This window comes from Streptomyces sp. FIT100 (genome assembly GCF_024584805.1).
GTDB lineage: Bacteria > Actinomycetota > Actinomycetes > Streptomycetales > Streptomycetaceae > Streptomyces.
Map to the genome: position 1 here is coordinate 4,531,610 of NZ_CP075715.1, position 19,065 is coordinate 4,550,674.

Below are 19,065 nucleotides of genomic sequence, written 5' to 3' on the forward strand. Positions count from 1 at the left end.
GGCGAGGACGTGAGGAGTGTGTACCGCTTTGCCCCCTTCGGGTTTGCAACGGACGGGACCCGCCCGCGGTTCCGGAATCACGGCTCCGACCTGCGTGACCCCGGTCACTTTGCTCGGACAAAGCGGACACCATCTTTGTGCACGCGTTCACAAAGACATAGCCTGCATTCGACGGGGCGGTCCTGGGACGTACGGCCGCCTGCAGCCTCGCTCATCCCGCAGGAGCACCGTGGCAACTGGCCGAACTCACCGACCGGCGACTCGTAGCCGAGGAATCCCCGAGGCCACCGTCGCCCGGCTTCCGCTGTATCTGCGCGCACTGACCGCGCTGTCGGAGCGTTCCGTGCCGACGGTCTCCTCCGAGGAGCTCGCGGCCGCGGCCGGGGTCAACTCCGCGAAGCTGCGGAAGGACTTCTCGTACCTCGGCTCGTACGGCACCCGGGGCGTCGGCTACGACGTCGAGTACCTCGTCTACCAGATCTCCCGCGAACTCGGCCTCACCCAGGACTGGCCGGTCGTGATCGTCGGTATCGGTAACCTCGGCGCCGCGCTCGCCAACTACGGCGGCTTCGCCTCCCGCGGCTTCCGCGTCGCCGCGCTGATCGACGCCGACCCGGCGATGGCGGGCAAGCCCGTCGCGGGGATCCCGGTCCAGCACACGGACGAGCTGGAGAAGATCATCTCGGACAACGGCGTCTCCATCGGGGTCATCGCGACCCCCGCCGGAGCCGCCCAGCAGGTGTGCGAGCGGCTGGTCGCCGCCGGTGTCACCTCCATCCTCAACTTCGCGCCGACCGTGCTGTCGGTCCCGGACGGCGTCGACGTCCGCAAGGTCGACCTCTCTATCGAGCTGCAGATCCTCGCCTTCCACGAGCAGCGCAAGGCCGGCGAGGAGTCGGAGGCGGACGCCGCCCTGCCGCCGGTGGGAGCACCCGGCGCCGGCTCGGCCACGGCTGCCGCCGTGGCCACGGGCTCGGGCGTCTCCGCCGCGGCCCCTGCGGCCGCGCCCGCGGCCGCCGGTGCCACGACGGCCGCGCCCGCGGCCGCCGCAGGAACCGGAACCGGTGCGGGAGCCGCCGCTGCCGCGAGTGCGGGCGCCGGCCGGAAAGGACCCGACGGGGACGTCCCCGCCGTGATGCCGGCATGAGCCTCCTCGTCGTCGGACTGAGTCACCGCAGCGCCCCGGTCAGCGTGCTGGAGCGGGCGTCGCTGACCGCTGACACCCAGACCAAGCTGCTTCAGGACACGCTCGCCGCGGAGCCCGCGGCCGAGGCGGCCGTCCTCGCCACCTGCAACCGCATCGAGCTGTACGCCGACGTCGACAAGTTCCACGCCGGTGTCGCCGAGCTGTCCACGCTGCTCGCCCAGCACAGCGGCGTCGGGCTGGAGGAACTCACTCCGTATCTGTACGTGCACTACGAGGACCGGGCCGTCCACCACCTCTTCTCGGTGGCCTGCGGCCTCGACTCGATGGTCGTCGGCGAGGGCCAGATCCTCGGCCAGATCAAGGACACGCTCGCGCTCGGGCAGGACCAGCACACCGCGGGCCGGCTGCTGAACGACCTCTTCCAGCAGGCGCTGCGGGTCGGCAAGCGCGCCCACAGCGAGACCGGGATCGACCGGGCGGGACAGTCGCTCGTCACCTTCGGCCTGGAGCAGCTCTCTCAGGGCCTGCCGGTGGACGAGTGGGCACGCGGCAAGCGGGCGCTGGTCATCGGCGCCGGTTCGATGTCCTCGCTCGCCGCGGCCACGCTCGCGCGCGCCGGGGTCGCCGAGGTCGTCGTCGCCAACCGTACGCAGGCCCGTGCGGACCGGCTCGTGCAGATCCTGACCGAGGCGGGCGCCGCCGGGGTCGCCTCGCGTGCCGTGTCCATGGACGCGATCGGCGCGGAACTGACACGAGTCGACATCGTGGTGTCCTGCACCGGTGCGACCGGGCTCGTCCTGACCGGCCAGGCCGTGGCGGAGGCCGTGCCCGGCGGCCGGGAGGCGCTCGGCGCCGCGGAGGCGGCCCTGGCCGAAGCGGCCGCCCACGAGGGCTCGGACCAGGCCGGCATCACCGAGGACGCCGAGATCATCGCGCGGCTCGCCGGATTCGACCGCGTGGCCGAGAACCCCGCCGTGCTCGCCGACCCCGCCGACGACGGCTGCCCGGTCGGGCTCGACGACAGGGCATCGGGAGCCGCGGTCGACGCGGACGACATGGGCCTGCACGGCGCCTGGGTGGAGAACGCGGCGGCCGACCGCCGCGGCGCCCCCGGGCGGCGTACGGTCCCCGCTTCCGCGGGGGACACGGGACCGGTGCGCCTCGCTCTGCTCGACCTGGCCATGCCCCGTGACATCGACGCCGCCGTGCACCGGATCCCCGGCGTCCGGCTCGTCGACATCGAGTCGCTCGCCGAGGCGTCCGCGGACGCCCCGATGGCCGCCGACGTCGACCAGGTGCGCACGATCGTCTCCGACGAGGTCGCCGCATTCGGCGCCGCGCAGCGCGCCGCCCACATCACGCCGACCGTCGTCGCGCTGCGCACGATGGCCGCCGATGTGGTGGCGGGCGAGGTCGCGCGGCTCGAGGGCCGGCTTCCGGACCTGGACGAGAAGCAGCGCGCCGAGATCACCCAGACCGTGCGCCGTGTGGTCGACAAGCTGCTGCACGCGCCCACGGTCCGGATCAAGCAGCTCGCGGCCGAGCCGGGCGGCGCCGGGTACGCGGACGCGCTGCGGACACTCTTCGACCTCGACCCGGAGACGGTCGCATCCGTCAGCCGGGCCGACCTGAACGACGCCGACGTCAAGAACCGAGGGCGGGTATGACCGAGAGGGCCGAGAAGGCTTTGAGGCTGGGGACCAGGCGCAGCAAGCTCGCCATGGCCCAGTCCGGGCGTGTGGCGGAGGCGGTGACCCGGGCCACCGGCCGTCCCGTCGAGCTCGTCGAGATCACCACGTACGGTGACACCTCCCGGGAGCACCTGGCGCAGATCGGCGGCACCGGGGTGTTCGTCACCGCGCTGCGCGACGCGCTCGTCGCCGGTGAGGTGGACTTCGCGGTGCACTCGCTGAAGGACCTGCCGACCACGCAGCCCGCCGAGTTGGTGCTGGCCGCGATTCCGCGCCGCGAGGACCCGCGTGACGTGCTCGTCGCCCGGGACGGCCTGACGCTCGACCGGCTGCCGCACGGCGCCCGGGTCGGCACCGGCTCGCCGCGGCGGATGGCCCAGCTGAACGCGTACGCGCGCTCGCACGGGCTGCAGATCGAGACCGTCCCGATCCGCGGGAACATCGACACCCGCGTCGGATACGTCCGCAACGGGGAGCTGGACGCCGTGGTGCTTGCCGCGGCCGGGCTGAACCGTATCGGCAGGACCGAGGACGTGACCGACTTCCTGTCGGTCGACGCGGTGCTGCCCGCCCCCGGCCAGGGGGCACTGGCGGTGGAGTGTCTTTCGGCCGATGCCGAGCTCACCGCTGCGCTCGCCGAGCTCGACGACCCGCACACCCGGGCCGCCGTGATCGCCGAGCGCTCCCTGCTCGCCGCCCTGGAGGCCGGCTGCAGCGCACCTGTGGGTGCGCTGGCCGACCTGCTGGCCGACGGACAGGTTGTTCATGAGATGCGCCTGCGGGGTGTCGTCGGTACGACCGACGGCTCTACGTTGGTGCAGCTGTCCACCACCGGTCCCGTACCCACGTCGCACGACGACGCGGTGGCGCTCGGACGCGAACTCGCGACCGAGATGCTCGCCAAGGGTGCGGCCGGTCTTATGGGGGAGCGAGCACTTTGAGCCCCACCACCACTGCCACCTCTGCCTCTTCCGCGTTCTCCGCATCAGGGCACGTCACCTTCCTCGGCGCCGGTCCCGGCGACCCGGGGCTGCTGACGCTGCGCGCCGTGGAGGCGCTGGCGGGCGCGGACGTGCTGATCGCCGAGCCCGATGTCCTCGAGGTCGTGCGCGGCCATGCGCGGGCCGGCGTGAGCACGCCTGAGCTGACGGTAGTTGACGACGTGTCAACGCCCGTCGGGGTCCCTGTGTTGAGGGACGCGACCAATCTTGTCATGGAGGCCGCACGGGGCGGCAAGCGGGTCGTCCGTGCGGTGGGCGGTGATCCCGGTCTGGACGGCAACGCAGGTCAGGAGATGCTCGCCTGCGCGGCGGAGGGCATTCCGTTCGAGGTCGTGCCCGGTGTCGCCACCGTTGTGGGCGTGCCCGCGTACGCGGGTGTGCCGCTGCGCGACGCGCAGGGCACCGATGTGCGCTTCATCGACGCCCGGACCGCCGACGACCGGTGCTGGACCGAGGTCGGGGCGTCGGACGGCACGGTCGTCGTGTCGACCACGCTGGACGCGGTGGCGGCCGCGGCGGGTGAGCTGGTGTCCGCCGGACGCAAGCCCGACACCCCGCTGACGGTGACCGTCGCCGGTACGACGACGCGGCAGCGGACGTGGACGGCGACGCTCGGGACGATCGCGCAGATCTTCAAGCAGACGAAGGTGCTGCCGTCGCCCGAGGGCCACCGGCCCGCCATAGCCGTGGTCGGCGAGCGCAGCGCCGCGGCTCAGCGTGAGCAGCTCGCGTGGTTCGAGTCCAAGCCGCTGTTCGGCTGGAAGGTGCTCGTGCCGCGCACGAAGGAGCAGGCGGCGTCGCTCTCCGACCAGCTTCGGTCGTACGGTGCGGTGCCGCACGAGGTGCCGACGATCGCCGTCGAGCCGCCGCGGACGCCGCAGCAGATGGAGCGCGCGGTCAAGGGGCTCGTCACGGGCCGCTACGAGTGGATCGCCTTCACGTCCGTCAACGCCGTCAAGGCGGTGCGGGAGAAGTTCGAGGAGTACGGGCTCGACGCGCGGGCGTTCGCCGGCATCAAGGTCGCGGCGGTGGGCGAGCAGACCGCGAAGGCGCTGGTCGAGTTCGGTGTGAAGCCGGACCTGGTGCCGAGCGGGGAGCAGAGCGCCGCCGGACTCCTGGAGGACTGGCCTCCGTACGACCCGGTCTTCGACCCGATCGACCGGGTGTTCCTGCCGCGGGCCGACATCGCCACGGAGACGCTGGTGGCGGGGCTCATCGAGCTCGGCTGGGAGGTCGACGACGTCACCGCCTACCGGACCGTACGGGCGTCGCCGCCACCGGCGGAGACGCGTGAGGCGATCAAGGGCGGCGGTTTCGACGCCGTTCTCTTCACGTCGTCCTCGACGGTGCGCAACCTGGTGGGTATCGCCGGGAAGCCGCACAACGTGACCGTGATCGCGTGCATCGGCCCGGCGACCGCCAAGACCGCGGAGGAGCACGGGCTGCGGGTGGACGTGCTGTCCCCCGAGCCCTCGGTGCACAAGCTGGCGGAGGCCCTGGCGGACTTCGGCGCCCGCCGCCGTGACGCGGCGCTCGAATCGGGCGACCCGGTCACCCGCCCCAGCGAGCGCAGGCCGGGCGCCCGGAGACGCCGCACCACGTAGGCGACGTGGGCGCGGAGCCTCCGGACACCGGACATGCGAGAGGGCCCCTTCCCGGGTTCGGGGAGGGGCCCTCTGCTGTTGCGGGAGCCGGTACGGGTCAGCTCTCGGCGTTCGCCCGGCGGCGGCGCCACCAGACCAGGCCGCTGCCGGCCACGACGGCCGCGGCGGCGATGCCTGCGATCAGGCCGACCGGGGTGCTGCTGCCGGTGTCGGCGAGGTCGCCGTCAGGGTCCTCCGGCCGGGTGGTGGCGGGGGGCTCGCTGGGCGTCGGTGCCGGGTCCGTCGGCGTCGGGGTGGGCTTCTCGGTGGGCTTCCCGGTGTCCGTCGGGGTCGGGGTCGGTGTGGGCGTGGGAGTGCCGCCCTGGGAGCGTCCGGCGCTGTTGCCGCCGAACATCAGGTAGCCCTCCTTGTGGGGGTCGTCGGCGATCGTGTCGACGGCGAAGCCGACGGTGCGGGGCTTGTAGCGCTGTTCGGTCCGGAACGTGACGGGGTTCATGTTGCGCTTGGGCTGCTTGGAGAAGTCGACGCCGCCGACGGTGTAGGTGTAGATGTCCTGACCGTTGGACCACTTGTACTTGAAGGTGCCTTCGGTGAACGCCTTGTAGTAGCGGTCCCAGACCTGCTTGCCGGTCCACTCCTTGTGGGGGGCGCGCAGCGCCCAGCGGCTCACGTCACCTGGCTCTTGCGAGGAAGCCCCGGCGTTCACGTCGGGGAGGAATCGCATCCGGTACTGGTGATGCGGAGCATCACGGCAACGGGAGGTGAGGGGGGCGGAGCGCCCGCGAGGGCTGCCAGGCGGAGCCGGGAAATGCGTACGTCCGTGCGATGTGGTCGCGAGTTGGGGTGAGGGTGTGCGATCTGGGCACGGGTGTGCGGGGTGCTGTTTAGGGTCGTGGTCATGAAGGTGGTCGTGCGGGTGAAGCTCCTGCCGACACCCGCGCAGGCGGCGGCGTTGGAGGCCACTCTGCGTGCCTGCAATCGGGCCGCCGAGCACGTCTCACGCTTCGCGTACGAGTCAGGCGTCAAGGACCGTAACCAGCTCCAGAAGGCCGTCTACACCGACATCAAGGACGTGTTCAGCCTGTCGGCGCAGCCCGCGGTGCGGGTGGTCAAGAAGGTCGTCGATGCTTACGCGGCGCTGTCCGCCCAGATGGAGGGCGGGCTGCTGGGCCGTCCGGCCCCGAAGCGGTACCGCAAGGCGACCGGGCACCCGATCGGTTTCCGGCCTCAGGCGGCGCAGCCGTTCGACGACCGGTGTCTTTCCTGGCAGACGGATGCGCGGACGGTGTCGATCTGGACGGTCGACGGGCGGATGCGCGGCGTGCGCTATACCGGGCAGGCCGGTCAGCTGAAGGCGCTCGCCGAGTACCGCAAGGGCGAGTCTGACCTGGTCCAGCGTGGCGGCAAGTGGTATTTGCTCGCCACCTGTGAGATCCCGGAGCCGGAGGTGGCCGAGCCGGTGGACTTCATCGGCGTGGACCGTGGGATCACCAATCTCGCCACCACCTCGGACGGCGCCAACTACCAAGGCCGCCGCCTGGGCCGCTATCGGCGCTGGCAGGCCCGCAAACGCGCCGAACTCCAACGGAAGAACACCCGGTCCGCCACCCGCCGTGCGGCCCGGCGGTCCCGGAAGGAGCAGCGTCATGCCACGCACGCGAATCACAAGATCAGCAAGGAGATCGTGTCCGTTGCGCAACGCACCGGTCGCGGGATCGCCGTCGAGGAGCTCGACGGGATCCGGGACCGGGTACGGCTTCGACGTGACCAGCGGGGCACGCTCTCCTCCTGGCCGTTCCACCAGCTCGGACAGCACCTGGCCTACAAAGCGAAACGGGTCGGAGTGGCGTTCATCGAGGTGGATGCGGCGTACACCTCGCAGCGCTGTCCGCGCTGCGGGCACACCGAGCGGGCTAACCGGCCCACTCGGGACCACTTCTCTTGTCGTCAGTGCGGCCTCGCTGGGCCCGCCGACCACGTCGCCGGGATCAACGTGCGCAACCGCGCACGCTCGGCGTGGGTGCTCGTCACCGCACCCGTCCCGAACACCGCATAGCCTTGCGCGGCGATTGGGGAGATGCGACCCGTGACCGCCCTGTCGTAGGGGGCAGTCGGGAGCGCGACGAGGCGTGAACACGACCGAGCCTGTGCATAATCGCACAAGCTCGGCCGTTCACGGCCGAGAGGGTGACGGTGTTTCCCCGTTTCCCCCGGGAGCCCTGGAAGAGGGGCAGATTCCGCCTGTGCGGGCGCCAGGGCCCCCTGGTCATGTGGGCGCCTGCACAAGCCGTCTCACCCTAGGGCCTCAACTCGCGGGCGTGACACGGTTTTTCTGATGTGGCATGTGTGAACTCCGTGCAGATGCCCGGTCGTTAATGCCAGGAGCGGGGATAGGGTTGACGGCTGTGAGTGACGAGACCTGGGACCCCGAGGACGAGCATGCCGCCTGCGAGCGCATCGACCGCCGGCACGCCGACAACCCCCGCCTCACCGGGTGGCTGGCCGAGCAGCGAGACCGCTTCGACGACTGGGACCGCCGCGAGGGCCGCCACGGCGGCGGATGGGACTTCTCGGAGCCCTCCCTCGACCGCATGGAAGCCCTCATCCGCGAACACATCACCGGCCCCGACGACCTGTTCGCCCAAGAGCACACCGAGCTCGTGCAGGTCGCCTGCTGGTACGTCGGCGAAGTCCACAACCGCACCCGCGGCACCCAGTGGCGCATGGACCCCGAACCCGCCGACACCCACCCCTGGTCCAAGCGGCCTTACGTGATCATGCCGTTCGAGCGGCTGCACGCGTACAAGGACCCCGAGGGCATCGACTACGACGCCCGCCCTCAGCACCACCCCCTCAGCAGCTTCCTCAGCCTCCTGAGCACGGAGCCCACGGCCGGGGAGGGTGGGGGTTCGCTTCGCGGCGAGCTCGACGACTACCGCTGACGCCCTACCCTCGCCCCTACCGTTGTGGGCATGCGTTCCGCGTGGGGGGTCCCCCAGGACGAAGTCGTAGGGGGAGGAACGGGTGGGCACAACCCCCGACCCCGGGTGCGTACCCGGTTGGCTCCGCCCGGCTGGGCCGGAGACGTTGCCCCGATGGGGCTGAAGCATCGGGTCCGGGCAGGCGCCCGGTGGGTCCGGCCAGGCGCGGTGGGTGGGGGCCGGGGGCCCTCTGGGGTACCTCCTCGGAGTCGGATGGCCAAGAACCGCACCCGATGTTGACCGACTCCTCCAGGGGCACGCGGGCGGACCCCCACCCCGCCCGGTGGGCAGGTGCGGACCGCAGCCGCACCGTCCGGCACGGTGTCGGTAAATGGCCCCCGCCCACGGGCGTAGCGTGGGCGTATGACTGCGTACGGATCCTTTCCCGGCACGCGGCCGCGTCGGCTGCGTACCACCCTCGCCATGCGCCGTATGGTCGCCGAGACCCGTCTCGACCCGGCCGACCTGATCCTGCCCGCCTTCGTGCGGGAAGGCGTGAGCGAGCCCGTGGCGATCGCCGCGATGCCGGGTGTCGTGCAGCACTCCCTGGACACGCTGCGGAAGGCCGCCGTGGAGGCCGTCTCCGCCGGGGTCTCCGGGATCATGCTCTTCGGCGTCCCCGAGGACGACAAGAAGGACGCGGCCGGGACGGCCGGCACCGACCCGGACGGCATCCTCCAGGTCGCCATCCGCGCGGTGAAGGCCGAGGTCGGCGACGAGCTCGTGATCATGTCCGACCTGTGCCTGGACGAGTACACCGACCACGGCCACTGCGGCGTGCTCGACGCGGAAGGCCGCGTCGACAACGACGCCACCCTGGAGCGCTACGCGGAGATGGCGCAGGTCCAGGCGGACGCGGGCGTCCATGTCGTCGGCCCCAGCGGCATGATGGACGGCCAGGTCGGCGTCGTCCGCGACGCCCTGGACACCATCGGCAAGGAGGACGTGGCGATCCTCGCGTACACCGCGAAGTACTCGTCCGCCTTCTACGGCCCGTTCCGCGAGGCCGTCGCCTCCTCCCTGAAGGGCGACCGCAAGACCTACCAGCAGGACCCGGCCAACCTCCGCGAGTCCCTGCGCGAGCTCGCCCTGGATCTGGAGGAGGGCGCCGACATGGTCATGGTCAAGCCCGCCGGCCCCTACCTGGACGTGCTCGCGAAGGTCGCGGACGCGGTCGACGTGCCCGTGGCCGCGTACCAGATCAGTGGTGAGTACTCGATGGTCGAGGCGGCCGCCGAGAAGGGCTGGATCGACCGGGACAAGGCGATCCTGGAGACCCTGACGGGCATCCGCCGGGCAGGCGCGAAGATGATCCTCACCTACTGGGCGACGGAAGCCGCCCAGAAGCTCGCCCGCTGAGCGAAGGCCCCTGCCCTCCGACGCCCGCCGCGCCGCTTCCGAGAGCCCCGCTGTTCCTGGTGAACAGCGGGGCCTCGGCGACTGATGGGGCCTCGGCCCGTGGCAGGTTCAGGTGCGCGCGTCAGTCCCACCAGAAGGACCAGGCGGGCTGGTCCAGGACCGCCTTGGCCGCGTACTCGTGCAGGTCGGCGTAGCTGCCCTGGGTGATGTTGTCCGGGCAGAAGGCGAAGTGCTCGGCGGCGACGGCCTCCGCCTCGTCCGAAGTCGTCGGCGGGGCGGCGACCGAGACGACCAGCTGGTCGAAGGTGAGCGCCACGACGCGTATGCCGAAGCGGTCCTCCCACGAGCGCAGGACGGAGCAGAGCCGCGCCACGTCGTTCTCGTGGTTGAGCGGCCCGGTCCAGCCCAGCGCGGCCGGTATGTCCGCACTGCGGCGGGCGGGGACGAGGGCGAGGCGGGCGCGCGAAAGCCACGAGTCCTCGGCCGAGAGCGCGTCGGCGATGTCGGCCGCGACGTCGTCAGGGGCCAGGGCGGGGCTGGTGGCCGAGGCCAGTCCGGGCCAGGTGGAGTCGTCCGGGTGGTCCTCGGGGGCGGACAACTCGTCCGCCGCGTACTCCTCCCAGAAGTCTTCCAGAACCTCCTCGGCGTCATGATCGCCCGGATAGGACATCATCGCCGGGGCCAGGTCCCAGTCTTCGGGCTGTTGGTTGTGGGCACTGCCGCCCGAGCCGATGAGGACGGGGTGCAGACCCGCGGCCTTGCGGGCGGGCAGGAGTGCGGACCAGTCGCCGGGGCGTGCGGGATCGTCCGCGGACCAGAGGAGCGGTTCGTGCCAGGGGCCGTCGATCGTCGCGTCGATCAGCCGGCCGGGCGGCAGTTGGAGGCCGAGCGACCGGCCCGAGGGGTCGGTCGCCAGCTTCGGCAGGGGATTGGGAAGCATCGCCATGCTCCGAAGGTAGAGGCCGCCACTGACAACGGGCGGCCCCCTCCCCATCGGTGCTCAGTACACGAGTGCGTCGGACATGTCGCTCTGCCAGTACGAGACGGCCGCGTCGTCGGTCTTGAACGTGTCCGCAGGCAGCGTCAGCTTGACGGGCGAGCCGACCGAGCCGCTGCCGTTGCGCGGGGCGAAGCTCACCCGCAGGACCTTGGCCGTGCGGCCGCCGCTGATGTCCTCGCCCTGGAGCAGGACCGAGGCGTAGGCCGACTGGCCCGGGTCGAGCATGACGACCGCCTGCGGGTGGCTGTCCTCGATGAACTGGGTGGGGGACTGCTCGTCGTCGAACTGAAGGAGGGGCGCGCCGTACGCGGCGCAGGGCCGGGAGCCCGTGTTGGTCGCGGTCAGCAGCAGGTGGTTGATGGGCCGCGAGACCTTGCTGGCGACGACCTTGGTGTTGGCGCTGGTGCAGGTGGCGAGGGCGGCGGCGCTGTCGTCGCCGCTCCCGCCACCGCTGGTGCCCTTGCCCGGCTCCTTGCCGCTGCCGCCGGTGCCGCTGCCGCTGCCGGAGCTCTTGCCACCGTCGGTGTCCGGCGTGGCGGAGGCGCTGCTGCCACCGGTGCCGGAGGACGGGGTGGCCGCCGGTGTCTCCGACGTGGTGGCCGTCGCCTTGCCCGAACCGGCCGGGTCGGCCGCCTTGGCCGTGTCGTCGCTCTGGCAGGCGGTGAGGGAAAGGCCGGTGAGGAGGGCTGCGGTCGCGGCGATGGCGGTGCGGGTACGGACGGTGCGCATGGTGGTTCGACTCCCCGTTGGGTTTCGTGAATTCAGTCGTTGCGTCCTGCTGTCCACAACCTTGCGGGGGTGGTGGATCGTGGGACAACCGACCGGGGACAATGTGGGAAGCTGGAACGCCGGGACGGTGTCTGACCTGCTGAAATACCCCCGGCCTGGAATGCGCACCTGGAACGGCCGAGCAACGGGGGAGGGCCAGTTGGCCACAGGAACGGACGGCTTCGCAGGGTTGCTGGGCGCACTGAAGGAACGCTCCGGGCGCAGTTACGGGGCGCTCGCCAGACAGCTGCACATGAGTACGTCCACGCTCCACCGTTACTGCAACGGCGACGCCGTCCCGACGGAGTACGCCCCTGTGGAGCGGTTCGCGAGGTTGTGCGGGGCGACATCGGAAGAGCTGGTGGAACTGCACCGGCAGTGGATCCTGGCCGACGAGGCCCGTAGGCGCGGCCGGGTCGCGGAGCCGGCGGCGGAAGCCGAGCCGGCAGCGGAAGCCGATCCGACGCCGCCGACCCCGGTCGCGGACGCACCCTCGGAGGCGGTCGACGCGGCGCCTGAGCCGGTGGTCATCGGGCCGCAGCCAGGCTCGCGCAAGCGCCGACTGCGTATCGCCGTGGCCACGGCGGCCGTTGTCGCCGTCGCTGTCCCGGTCACCTTCGCCATGAGCCGGTTGGGGGGCGATGAGCCTGCCACGGAAGCACGAGGCAGGGGCCAGGCCCCAGGGGGAGCGAGCGCAGGGACGTCGACCGGGACCTCTGTGTCCCCGTCCCCGACCCCGTCCCTTTCTGTTTCCGCTTCTCCGTCTGCCTCATCGAGCGGCAGCGCTTCTCCTTCCGCCGCCTCCGCGGCCACGGAACGTCCGCAGCCGGCGGCCGGGCAGGGCGGTGGCGCGGCGCCGAGCGTGGGCATCAGTTCGTACAACTGGGACGCGCCGTGCGGTGAGGACTTCCTGCTGGACCAGCAGCCGGACCAGGTCCCGCCACCGCCCGCCCCTCAGGACACCCGCGGCTGGGCGCGTGCCCTGGGCGGCGTCAGCGGCGGGAACGCGCAGTTGCAGCTGACCGTGACGGGCAACACGGACGAGTCGGTGGTCCTCACCGCGCTGAACGTCCGCGTCGTGGGCCGCAAGGCCCCGCTGACCTGGCAGGCGTACTCCATGGGCGAGGGCTGCGGCAGCGGTGTCACTCCGCAGACCTTCGCCATCGATCTGGACGCCGCCAGGCCGCTGACCAAGGCTGTGGCCGGACAGGACGGCGACACCGTCGTCCCGGCCAAGGACTTCCCGTACAAGGTCTCCACCCGTGATCCCCAGGTGCTGAACCTCGACGTCCACACCGAAGCCCACGAGGTCACGTGGTACTTGGAAGTGGCGTGGAGCAGCGGCGACCGGCACGGGACGGTACGGGTCGACGACGGCGGAAAGCCGTTCCGTACGAGCGCCCTTGAGGGGCGCCAGCGCTACTTCTACTGGCCGGACAAGGGCGAGTGGGTCGCCGGGTGACCGGCGGCGGCGAAGCCGGCGAATGACGACCAGGCGGCGGGCGCGAGGGTGAGCATGGGGCCGTCGGGGTTCTTGGAGTCGCGGACGTGGACAGCGGCGGGGTGGGTGGCGATCTCGAGGCAGGCGCCGCCCTCGTCACCGCTGTAGGAGGACTTGCGCCAGGCGTAGGCGACTTCGAGGCATTCGCCGCCGTCGCTGCCGCTGTAGCTGGACTTGAACCACTCAAGTGCGGTGCTCATAGCTCTCCTAGCAGCTGACTCAACAGGCCCTTCGTCTCTTCGGGGTTGAGGGCCTGCGTCCGCAGCATCGCATACCTCCGCGCCAAGATGCTGACCTCATCAGGGTCGGTGATGAGGTGGCTACCGCGCTGAGACTCCGTGTAGGCCAGGTGCTGGTGATCCGGCGTCTCTAAGAGGATGAAAGGGCCGTCGAGCGCCGCGTGGCTGTGTCGGCCGATAGGCATGATCTGAAGGGTGATGCCAGGGAGCTCGGCACAGGCGCTTAGGTGGCGCAGCGTCTCTGCGTAGACCTCGTTGCCTCCGAGGCGGTCGCGTACCACCGCCTCGGAGATGATGAAGCTCGTGGTCGGGGGAACCTTGCGGTGCAGGATCTCCTGCCGCTCGATGCGGGCGTCCGCCTTGGCGTTGATCTCGTCCTCGCCGAAGGCGGGTACCCGGCTGTGGAAGACCGCGCGGGCGTATCTTTGCGTCTGGAGGAGGCCCGGGAGCGCCTGGTTCGCGAAAAACGACAGAGCGATCGCCTCGCGCTCGAAGTCCATGTACTCCTCCGACCACGCCGGGATGAGATCAATTTCCGGCATGTTCTCCACCGCCGTCGCCAGCGCCCGCTTCGTCTCCAGAATGCGGTCCAGCGTCACCGCCAGGTCCAGCTTCAGCGGGCGCCTGCCCTGCTCGATCGAGGCGATCGTCTCCTCGCCCACGCAGACCCGGGCCGCCAGCTCCCGCTGAGTGAGGCCCGCCGACTCGCGGAAGCACGCCAGCAGCGAGCCCACGAGTTTCATTGCCGACGCGTTCTTGCGCTGCCGCTTCTTCCTGGGGTGCATACCGGCCCAACTCCCCGCCCGTACCCGTATGTCACGCGCGGGCGACCCGTACAAAAGCGTTGTACGGGTGCGCGCACTGCATCACCGTAGTCACCGAACGTGACAGTTGGCCTATGAACGAGATGATCCAACTCCCCTGTGTGCGCGAGCGGTTCTGTCGCCGAGAGCGGCAGTCCGTGCCCGCTGCCAGGAAGTTCGCCCACGAGGTGCTGGTGGACTGGGGCCTGGGCCGGATCCAGGACGACGTACTGCTGTGCGTGAGCGAGCTCGCGACCAACGCGCTCGTGCACGGCGTACCGCCAGGGCGCGGGTACTTGCTGCGGCTGTGGCGGTACGAGGACGCCCTGCGGGTCGAGGTCCACGACAGCGGCGACGGGAGCCCGCGCCTGCGTGAGCCGGACGGGGAGTCGGGGCGCGGCCTGATGCTCGTCGCGGCGGTCGCCGACAAATGGGGCGTCGGGGAGCGGGTGCCCGGAAAGGTCGCGTGGTGCGAGTTCGAGGTCGGTGGGCCTCGGCCCTGACGGGTGCAGTGCAAGATAATTGCATCAGGCTGGTCGAAATTTGCAGGGCCTGCTGTACGGTCATTCCGTGACTCGCCGCCTCTCCCGCATAGCCGACTTCGCCGGTGTCAGTGAAGTGACCGTCAGCCGTGTTCTCAACGGAAGCCCCGACGTCGCTCCCCGCACCCGCGACATCGTGCTCACCGCCCTCGACGTGTTCGGTTACCCCCGTCCCGCCACCAGCCGACGCGAACGGGCGCCGCTCGTCGGGCTGGTGGTGCCCGATCTGCAGAACCCGGTCTTCCCCGCCTTCGCCGAGGCGATGGCGGGCCGGTTGAACAAGGCCGGGCTGATCCCCGTCCTGTGCACCCGTACCGCCGACGGTGTCTCCGAGGCCAACTACATCGAGATGCTCCTCGGGCAGAACATCGGCGGCATCGTCTTCATCGGCTCCAGCTTCGCCGACGCCGGGCCCGAGCAGGGGCGCGCCCTGCGTGAGCGCGAGGTGCCGATGGTGCTCGTGAACGCCGCGGACGAGAACGCCGGCGTGGCTCAGATCTGCGCCGACGACACCTATGCCGCCCATCAGGCGCTGACTCATCTGGAGGCCCTCGGACACGAGCGCATCGGCCTGCTCCTCGGTCCCGTCGGCCATGTGCCGTCCGCTCGAAAGCTGGCCGGGTACGCCGCATTTGTTCAGGCCAGAGGTCTGAGCCAGGAGCAGTGGCGGCCGCTGGTCGCGCACACGATGTTCTCGATGGAGGGCGGGGCCACGGCGGCCGCCCGGCTGTTGGCGGACGGTGTCACCGGGCTGGTGTGCGCCAGTGACGCCCTGGCCCTGGGGGCGGTCCGCGGGGCCCGCAAGTCGGGGTTCGACGTCCCGCGGGACGTGTCCGTGGTGGGCTTCGACGACTCGCTCTTCATGGTGGCCACCGATCCGCCGCTCACCACCGCGCGGCAGCCGGTCCAGACGATGGCCGCGGCGGCCGTCTCCGCGCTGCTTGCGCAGATGGACGGGCATGCCGCCGACCCCGGACCGATGCTCTTCGAGTGCGAGTTGATCGTCCGCGGGTCGACCGCGGTCCGGCGTGGGTCCCTGAGCTGAGACCGGGCCGCCGCACACCGCCCGCTCCGCAGGCGACCGGAATTGAAATCTTGCGCACGTTCATTGACTTCTTGCGTTGAGCGCTCTTACGTTCTGCAACGTCGCTGATTGGCTCCGGCGGCCCTGACACCACCGGAGCCGTCCTCCCGCATCCCAGGAAGGCGCTCCCGCCATGGATGGCTTCAGATCGCGAAGGCTCGTCGTCGCCGGACTCACCTGTGCGCTCGCGCTCGGCCTCGCCGCCTGCGGCGGCTCGTCCTCCTCGTCGGACGGCAAGAGCGCCGACGGCAAGGTCGTCATCACCGTCAACGGCATGCCGCCGAAGACGCAGACCGTCGACCGCAAGAACTTCGAGGAGGACGTGACGGCCTTCGAGAAGAGCCACCCGGACATCGACATCCAGCCCCGCGAAGGGCTGATGGACCCCAAGACCTTCTCCGCCAAGCTCGCCGGCGGCCAGCTGGAGGACGTCTTCTACGTCTACTTCACCGACCCGGCCGGTCTGATCGCCCGCCGCCAGGCCGCGGACATCACCCCGTACCTGACCGGCGTGCCGAACGTCGGCGACGTACGCCCCGAACTGCAGAAGGTCTTCCAGGACGAGGACGGGAAGACGTACGGCCTGCCCACCGGCAACTACTCCCTCGGCCTGCTCTACAACCGCGAGCTGTTCAGGAAGGCGGGCCTGGACCCCGACCGGCCGCCGGCGACCTGGGAGGAGGTCCGCGGCGCCGCGAAGAGGATAGCCGGGCTCGGTGACGGCACCGTGGGCTACGCCGACTACAGCAAGAACAACCAGGGCGGCTGGCACCTCACCTCATGGATCTACTCCATGGGCGGCGAGGTCGCGGTCAAGGACGGCGGCAAGTGGAAGGCCGCGTTCGACTCGGACGCCGGCCGCAAGGCGATGCAGGCCCTGCACGACATGCGCTGGACCGACAACAGCATGGGCACCCGCCAGCTGCTGGAGATCCCCGACGTGCAGCAGCTGATGGGCGCCGGGAAGCTCGGCATGTATATGGCCGGGCCCGACAACATCCCCACCATCGTCAAGCAGTTCGAGCGCAAGTACGACGAGTACGGGCTGACCGCGCTGCCGGGCAGTGCGACCCTCGGCGGCGGCGACGGCTACATGTTCAACCCCAAGGCGACCCCTGAGCAGATCAAGGCCGGGATCGAGTGGATCCGGTGGAAGTTCTACGACCCGACGCACGAGGAGGCCAAGACCAAGAAGTCGGCCGGCTCCGACATCCCCATCGGCCTGCCGCAGCCGAACCTGTTCGCCGGTGAGACCCAGGCCACGGTCGATGCGGTCCACGCGAAGTACGCCAACGTGCCGCAGCGCAACTTCCAGCCCTTCGTGGACCGTTCTCCGCAGGTCGAGCTGAAGGTCGAACCGCCGAACGCCCAGCAGATCTACACCGTCCTCGACGGGGTGATGCAGGCCGTGCTCACCAAGAAGGACGCCGACCCCGACCAACTGCTCGCCGACGCGGCGAAGAAGGTCGACACGATCCTCGCCACGGTGAAGTAATGGCCGCGAGCCCCGCCACCGAGGCCCGCACCACCGAGGTCCGTCCGCCGCGCACCGGGGGCAGCCGCCGCCAGGTGCGCGGCACGGCCGCCGCCCCCTCCTCGTACAAGCGCCGCCGGGTCCGCGAGAACCTCACCGCCTATGCCTTCCTCGCCGCCGGCATCGTCGTCTTCGCCCTGTTCTCCTGGTATCCGATCGTCCGCGGGCTGCTGCTCGGCTTCCAGGAGGTCACCTTCGCCCAGCCGGCTCGCTGGGTGGGCCTGGACAACTTCCAGCGGCTGTTCGACGACCCGCTGTTCCTCACCGCCTGGCAGAACACCGGCTGGTTCACCCTGCTGGCCCTGGTCTTCGGCTTCGCCACGCCGTTCGTCACCGCCGTGGTCCTGAACGAGTTCCGGCACGCCAGCGGGTTTCTGCGGATGGCCGTCTATCTGCCGGTGATGCTGCCGCCGGTGGTGACGATGCTGCTGTGGCGGTGGTTCTACGATCCGGGCCCCGGCCTGTTCAACAACGTCCTGGAGGTGCTGCACCTGCCGGCCCAGCAGTGGCTGGAGTCGGAGCACCTCGCGATGGTCTCCCTGGTCATCGTCTCCACCTGGGCCAACATGGGCACCACCACGTTGATCTACCTGGCGGCGCTCGGCGGGATACCCGGGGAGCTGTACGAGGCGGCGGAGCTCGACGGGGCGTCCATCCGGCAGCGGCTGTGGCACGTCACGCTGCCGCAGATGCGCTTCATCCTGATGATCACCCTGCTGCTGCAGATCATCGGCACCATGCAGGTCTTCATCGAGCCGTTCGTGCTCACCGGCGGCGGCCCGGACGACGCCACCGTCACCGTACTGCTGCTCCTGTACCGCTACGCGTTCGTCTACAACGACTTCGGCCTGGCCAGCGCGATGAGCACGGTGCTCTTCGTGGTCCTCGGCCTGTTCGCCGCCGTGTATCTGCGCCTGACCCGGAGCAAGTGATGAGCACCCGCACCCTGATCGCCCCGGGCGAGATGAACCGCCGCACGGGACGCTTCCTCTACCGCTTCGTCCTCGTCTCCACCGTGGTGGGCTTCACCCTGGCCTTCGTCTTCCCGCTGTACTGGATGGCCACCGGGGCGCTGAAGTCCTCCAGTGAACTCGCCGACCCGGAGCCGACCCTGCTGCCCAGGACCTGGCACCCCGAAAGCTACTCCGGCGCCTGGGACACCGTCGGGCTCGGCCAGTACCTCCTCAACACCCTGCTGCTGGCGCTCGGCGCCTGGCTGGTGCAGCTGATCGTGGACGTGGCGGCGGCGTACGCGCTGTCGAAGCTGCGGCCCGTGCTGGGCAACGTGGTGCTCGGCATGATGCTGGCCACGCTGATGCTGCCGGTGTCAGCGCTGCTGGTGCCGACGTATCTCACCGCGGCCGACGTGCCGCTGCTGCACGTCAACCTGATCAACACCCCGTGGGCGGTGTGGCTGCCCGCCGCCGCCAACGCCTTCAACGTCTTCGTGCTCAAACGGTTCTTCGACCAGATCCCCGCCGAACTGCTCGACTCCGCCCGGATCGACGGCGCCGGGACGCTGCGCACCCTGGTCTCCGTCGTCCTTCCGCTGTCCCGCCCGGTTCTCGCGGTGGTGTCGATCTTCGCAGTCGTCGGGGTGTGGAAGGACTTCCTCTGGCCGATGCTCGTCCTCCCCGACCCGGAGAAGCAGCCCATCACCGTGGCGCTGCTCCGGCTGGCCCAGGACATGCCCGCCAACCAGCTGCTCGCCGGAATGGTCATGGCCTGCGTCCCGCTGCTCGTGCTCTTCCTGATCTTCCAGCGCCACATCATCGCCGGCCTGACCGCCGGCAGCCTCAAGGGCTGAGCGC

The 19,065-nt window shown here is 70.6% G+C and carries 18 protein-coding genes; 13 read left to right on the forward strand and 5 right to left on the reverse strand.

Annotated features, from left to right (window positions below; genetic code table 11):
• The first annotated feature begins 229 nt into the window (after nucleotides 1-229).
• From KK483_RS20460 to KK483_RS20475, 4 genes are read left to right on the forward strand one after another with little or no spacing between them, the layout of a single operon-like run.
• Nucleotides 230-1,147, forward strand: coding sequence for a redox-sensing transcriptional repressor Rex (locus KK483_RS20460; protein ID WP_262006652.1), 918 nt, complete (start codon nucleotides 230-232; stop codon nucleotides 1,145-1,147).
• Nucleotides 1,144-2,814: a glutamyl-tRNA reductase gene (locus KK483_RS20465; RefSeq protein WP_262006653.1), complete on the forward strand. Its 1,671-nt coding sequence runs from the start codon at nucleotides 1,144-1,146 to the stop codon at nucleotides 2,812-2,814. Before KK483_RS20460 ends, KK483_RS20465 begins: the two co-directional genes overlap by 4 nt.
• Nucleotides 2,811-3,779 carry a hydroxymethylbilane synthase gene (gene hemC, locus KK483_RS20470; RefSeq protein WP_262006654.1) on the forward strand — a complete coding sequence of 323 codons (969 nt, stop codon included), beginning with the start codon at nucleotides 2,811-2,813 and terminating at the stop codon, nucleotides 3,777-3,779. The genes KK483_RS20465 and hemC overlap by 4 nt, the downstream gene beginning before the upstream one ends.
• Nucleotides 3,776-5,443, forward strand: coding sequence for a bifunctional uroporphyrinogen-III C-methyltransferase/uroporphyrinogen-III synthase (locus KK483_RS20475; protein WP_262006655.1), 1,668 nt, complete (start codon nucleotides 3,776-3,778; stop codon nucleotides 5,441-5,443). The genes hemC and KK483_RS20475 overlap by 4 nt, the downstream gene beginning before the upstream one ends.
• 97 nt (nucleotides 5,444-5,540) lie before the next feature.
• On the opposite strand, the gene KK483_RS20480 is transcribed toward KK483_RS20475, so the two are convergent.
• A complete protein-coding gene (locus KK483_RS20480; protein WP_262006656.1) occupies nucleotides 5,541-6,113 on the reverse strand; it encodes an LAETG motif-containing sortase-dependent surface protein in 573 nt (190 codons plus the stop codon).
• A gap of 198 nt (nucleotides 6,114-6,311) precedes the next feature.
• Between KK483_RS20480 and KK483_RS20485 the strand changes: the two genes are divergently transcribed.
• The 3 genes from KK483_RS20485 (at nucleotide 6,312) to hemB (ending at nucleotide 9,783) form a co-directional block, all read left to right on the forward strand.
• Entirely contained in the window at nucleotides 6,312-7,499 is a 1,188-nt protein-coding gene (locus KK483_RS20485; protein ID WP_262006657.1) for a transposase, read from the forward strand.
• 349 nt (nucleotides 7,500-7,848) lie between these two features.
• Complete coding sequence (locus KK483_RS20490; protein WP_262006658.1) at nucleotides 7,849-8,385, forward strand: hypothetical protein; 537 nt, start codon at nucleotides 7,849-7,851, stop codon at nucleotides 8,383-8,385.
• Nucleotides 8,386-8,787: 402 nt separating this feature from the next.
• Nucleotides 8,788-9,783 (forward strand): porphobilinogen synthase, encoded by a 996-nt coding sequence (gene hemB, locus KK483_RS20495; protein WP_262006659.1) that lies wholly within the window; start codon nucleotides 8,788-8,790, stop codon nucleotides 9,781-9,783.
• 121 nt (nucleotides 9,784-9,904) lie between these two features.
• On the opposite strand, the gene KK483_RS20500 is transcribed toward hemB, so the two are convergent.
• Together KK483_RS20500 and KK483_RS20505 are read right to left on the reverse strand one after the other, a co-directional pair.
• A complete protein-coding gene (locus KK483_RS20500; RefSeq protein WP_262006660.1) occupies nucleotides 9,905-10,729 on the reverse strand; it encodes a DUF4253 domain-containing protein in 825 nt (274 codons plus the stop codon).
• 54 nt (nucleotides 10,730-10,783) lie between these two features.
• Entirely contained in the window at nucleotides 10,784-11,512 is a 729-nt protein-coding gene (locus KK483_RS20505) for a DUF4232 domain-containing protein (RefSeq protein ID WP_262006661.1), read from the reverse strand.
• Between the two features lie 199 nt (nucleotides 11,513-11,711).
• Here KK483_RS20505 and KK483_RS20510 point away from each other — a divergent pair, with 199 nt between their 5' ends.
• Nucleotides 11,712-13,013, forward strand: coding sequence for a helix-turn-helix transcriptional regulator (locus KK483_RS20510; protein WP_262006662.1), 1,302 nt, complete (start codon nucleotides 11,712-11,714; stop codon nucleotides 13,011-13,013).
• On the opposite strand, the gene KK483_RS20515 is transcribed toward KK483_RS20510, so the two are convergent.
• Together KK483_RS20515 and KK483_RS20520 are read right to left on the reverse strand one after the other, a co-directional pair.
• Nucleotides 12,977-13,252: a DUF397 domain-containing protein gene (locus tag KK483_RS20515; RefSeq protein ID WP_262006663.1), complete on the reverse strand. Its 276-nt coding sequence runs from the start codon at nucleotides 13,250-13,252 to the stop codon at nucleotides 12,977-12,979. The two genes, KK483_RS20510 and KK483_RS20515, sit on opposite strands and share 37 nt — an antisense overlap.
• Nucleotides 13,249-14,076 (reverse strand): helix-turn-helix transcriptional regulator, encoded by an 828-nt coding sequence (locus KK483_RS20520; protein WP_262006664.1) that lies wholly within the window; start codon nucleotides 14,074-14,076, stop codon nucleotides 13,249-13,251. Before KK483_RS20520 ends, KK483_RS20515 begins: the two co-directional genes overlap by 4 nt.
• 113 nt (nucleotides 14,077-14,189) lie before the next feature.
• On the opposite strand from KK483_RS20520, the gene KK483_RS20525 reads away from it, so the two are divergent.
• The 5 genes from KK483_RS20525 to KK483_RS20545 all read left to right on the forward strand — a co-directional run bounded on the left by KK483_RS20525 (nucleotide 14,190) and on the right by KK483_RS20545 (nucleotide 19,061).
• On the forward strand, nucleotides 14,190-14,597 hold the full coding sequence (locus tag KK483_RS20525; protein ID WP_262006665.1) for an ATP-binding protein: 408 nt from the start codon (nucleotides 14,190-14,192) through the stop codon (nucleotides 14,595-14,597).
• Between the two features lie 67 nt (nucleotides 14,598-14,664).
• Nucleotides 14,665-15,681 (forward strand): LacI family DNA-binding transcriptional regulator, encoded by a 1,017-nt coding sequence (locus KK483_RS20530; protein ID WP_262006666.1) that lies wholly within the window; start codon nucleotides 14,665-14,667, stop codon nucleotides 15,679-15,681.
• Between the two features lie 172 nt (nucleotides 15,682-15,853).
• Nucleotides 15,854-17,215, forward strand: a complete 1,362-nt coding sequence (locus KK483_RS20535; protein ID WP_262006667.1) for an ABC transporter substrate-binding protein — start codon at nucleotides 15,854-15,856, stop codon at nucleotides 17,213-17,215.
• Complete coding sequence (locus KK483_RS20540) at nucleotides 17,215-18,186, forward strand: carbohydrate ABC transporter permease (RefSeq protein WP_262006668.1); 972 nt, start codon at nucleotides 17,215-17,217, stop codon at nucleotides 18,184-18,186. The genes KK483_RS20535 and KK483_RS20540 overlap by 1 nt, the downstream gene beginning before the upstream one ends.
• Nucleotides 18,186-19,061: a carbohydrate ABC transporter permease gene (locus tag KK483_RS20545; RefSeq protein WP_262006669.1), complete on the forward strand. Its 876-nt coding sequence runs from the start codon at nucleotides 18,186-18,188 to the stop codon at nucleotides 19,059-19,061. Before KK483_RS20540 ends, KK483_RS20545 begins: the two co-directional genes overlap by 1 nt.
• The last annotated feature ends 4 nt before the right edge of the window (nucleotides 19,062-19,065 follow it).

Bases quoted from the DNA above. Each gene is read 5' to 3' on its own strand.
- KK483_RS20500 (WP_262006660.1), bottom strand. From the start codon at position 10,729: ATGGCGATGCTTCCCAATCCCCTGCCGAAGCTGGCGACCGACCCCTCG.
- KK483_RS20520 (WP_262006664.1), bottom strand. From the start codon at position 14,076: ATGCACCCCAGGAAGAAGCGGCAGCGCAAGAACGCGTCGGCAATGAAA.
- KK483_RS20535 (WP_262006667.1), top strand. From the start codon at position 15,854: ATGGATGGCTTCAGATCGCGAAGGCTCGTCGTCGCCGGACTCACCTGT.
- KK483_RS20465 (WP_262006653.1), top strand. From the start codon at position 1,144: ATGAGCCTCCTCGTCGTCGGACTGAGTCACCGCAGCGCCCCGGTCAGC.
- KK483_RS20540 (WP_262006668.1), top strand. From the start codon at position 17,215: ATGGCCGCGAGCCCCGCCACCGAGGCCCGCACCACCGAGGTCCGTCCG.
- KK483_RS20525 (WP_262006665.1), top strand. From the start codon at position 14,190: ATGAACGAGATGATCCAACTCCCCTGTGTGCGCGAGCGGTTCTGTCGC.
- KK483_RS20545 (WP_262006669.1), top strand. From the start codon at position 18,186: ATGAGCACCCGCACCCTGATCGCCCCGGGCGAGATGAACCGCCGCACG.
- hemC (WP_262006654.1), top strand. From the start codon at position 2,811: ATGACCGAGAGGGCCGAGAAGGCTTTGAGGCTGGGGACCAGGCGCAGC.
- KK483_RS20515 (WP_262006663.1), bottom strand. From the start codon at position 13,252: ATGAGCACCGCACTTGAGTGGTTCAAGTCCAGCTACAGCGGCAGCGAC.
- hemB (WP_262006659.1), top strand. From the start codon at position 8,788: ATGACTGCGTACGGATCCTTTCCCGGCACGCGGCCGCGTCGGCTGCGT.
- KK483_RS20505 (WP_262006661.1), bottom strand. From the start codon at position 11,512: ATGCGCACCGTCCGTACCCGCACCGCCATCGCCGCGACCGCAGCCCTC.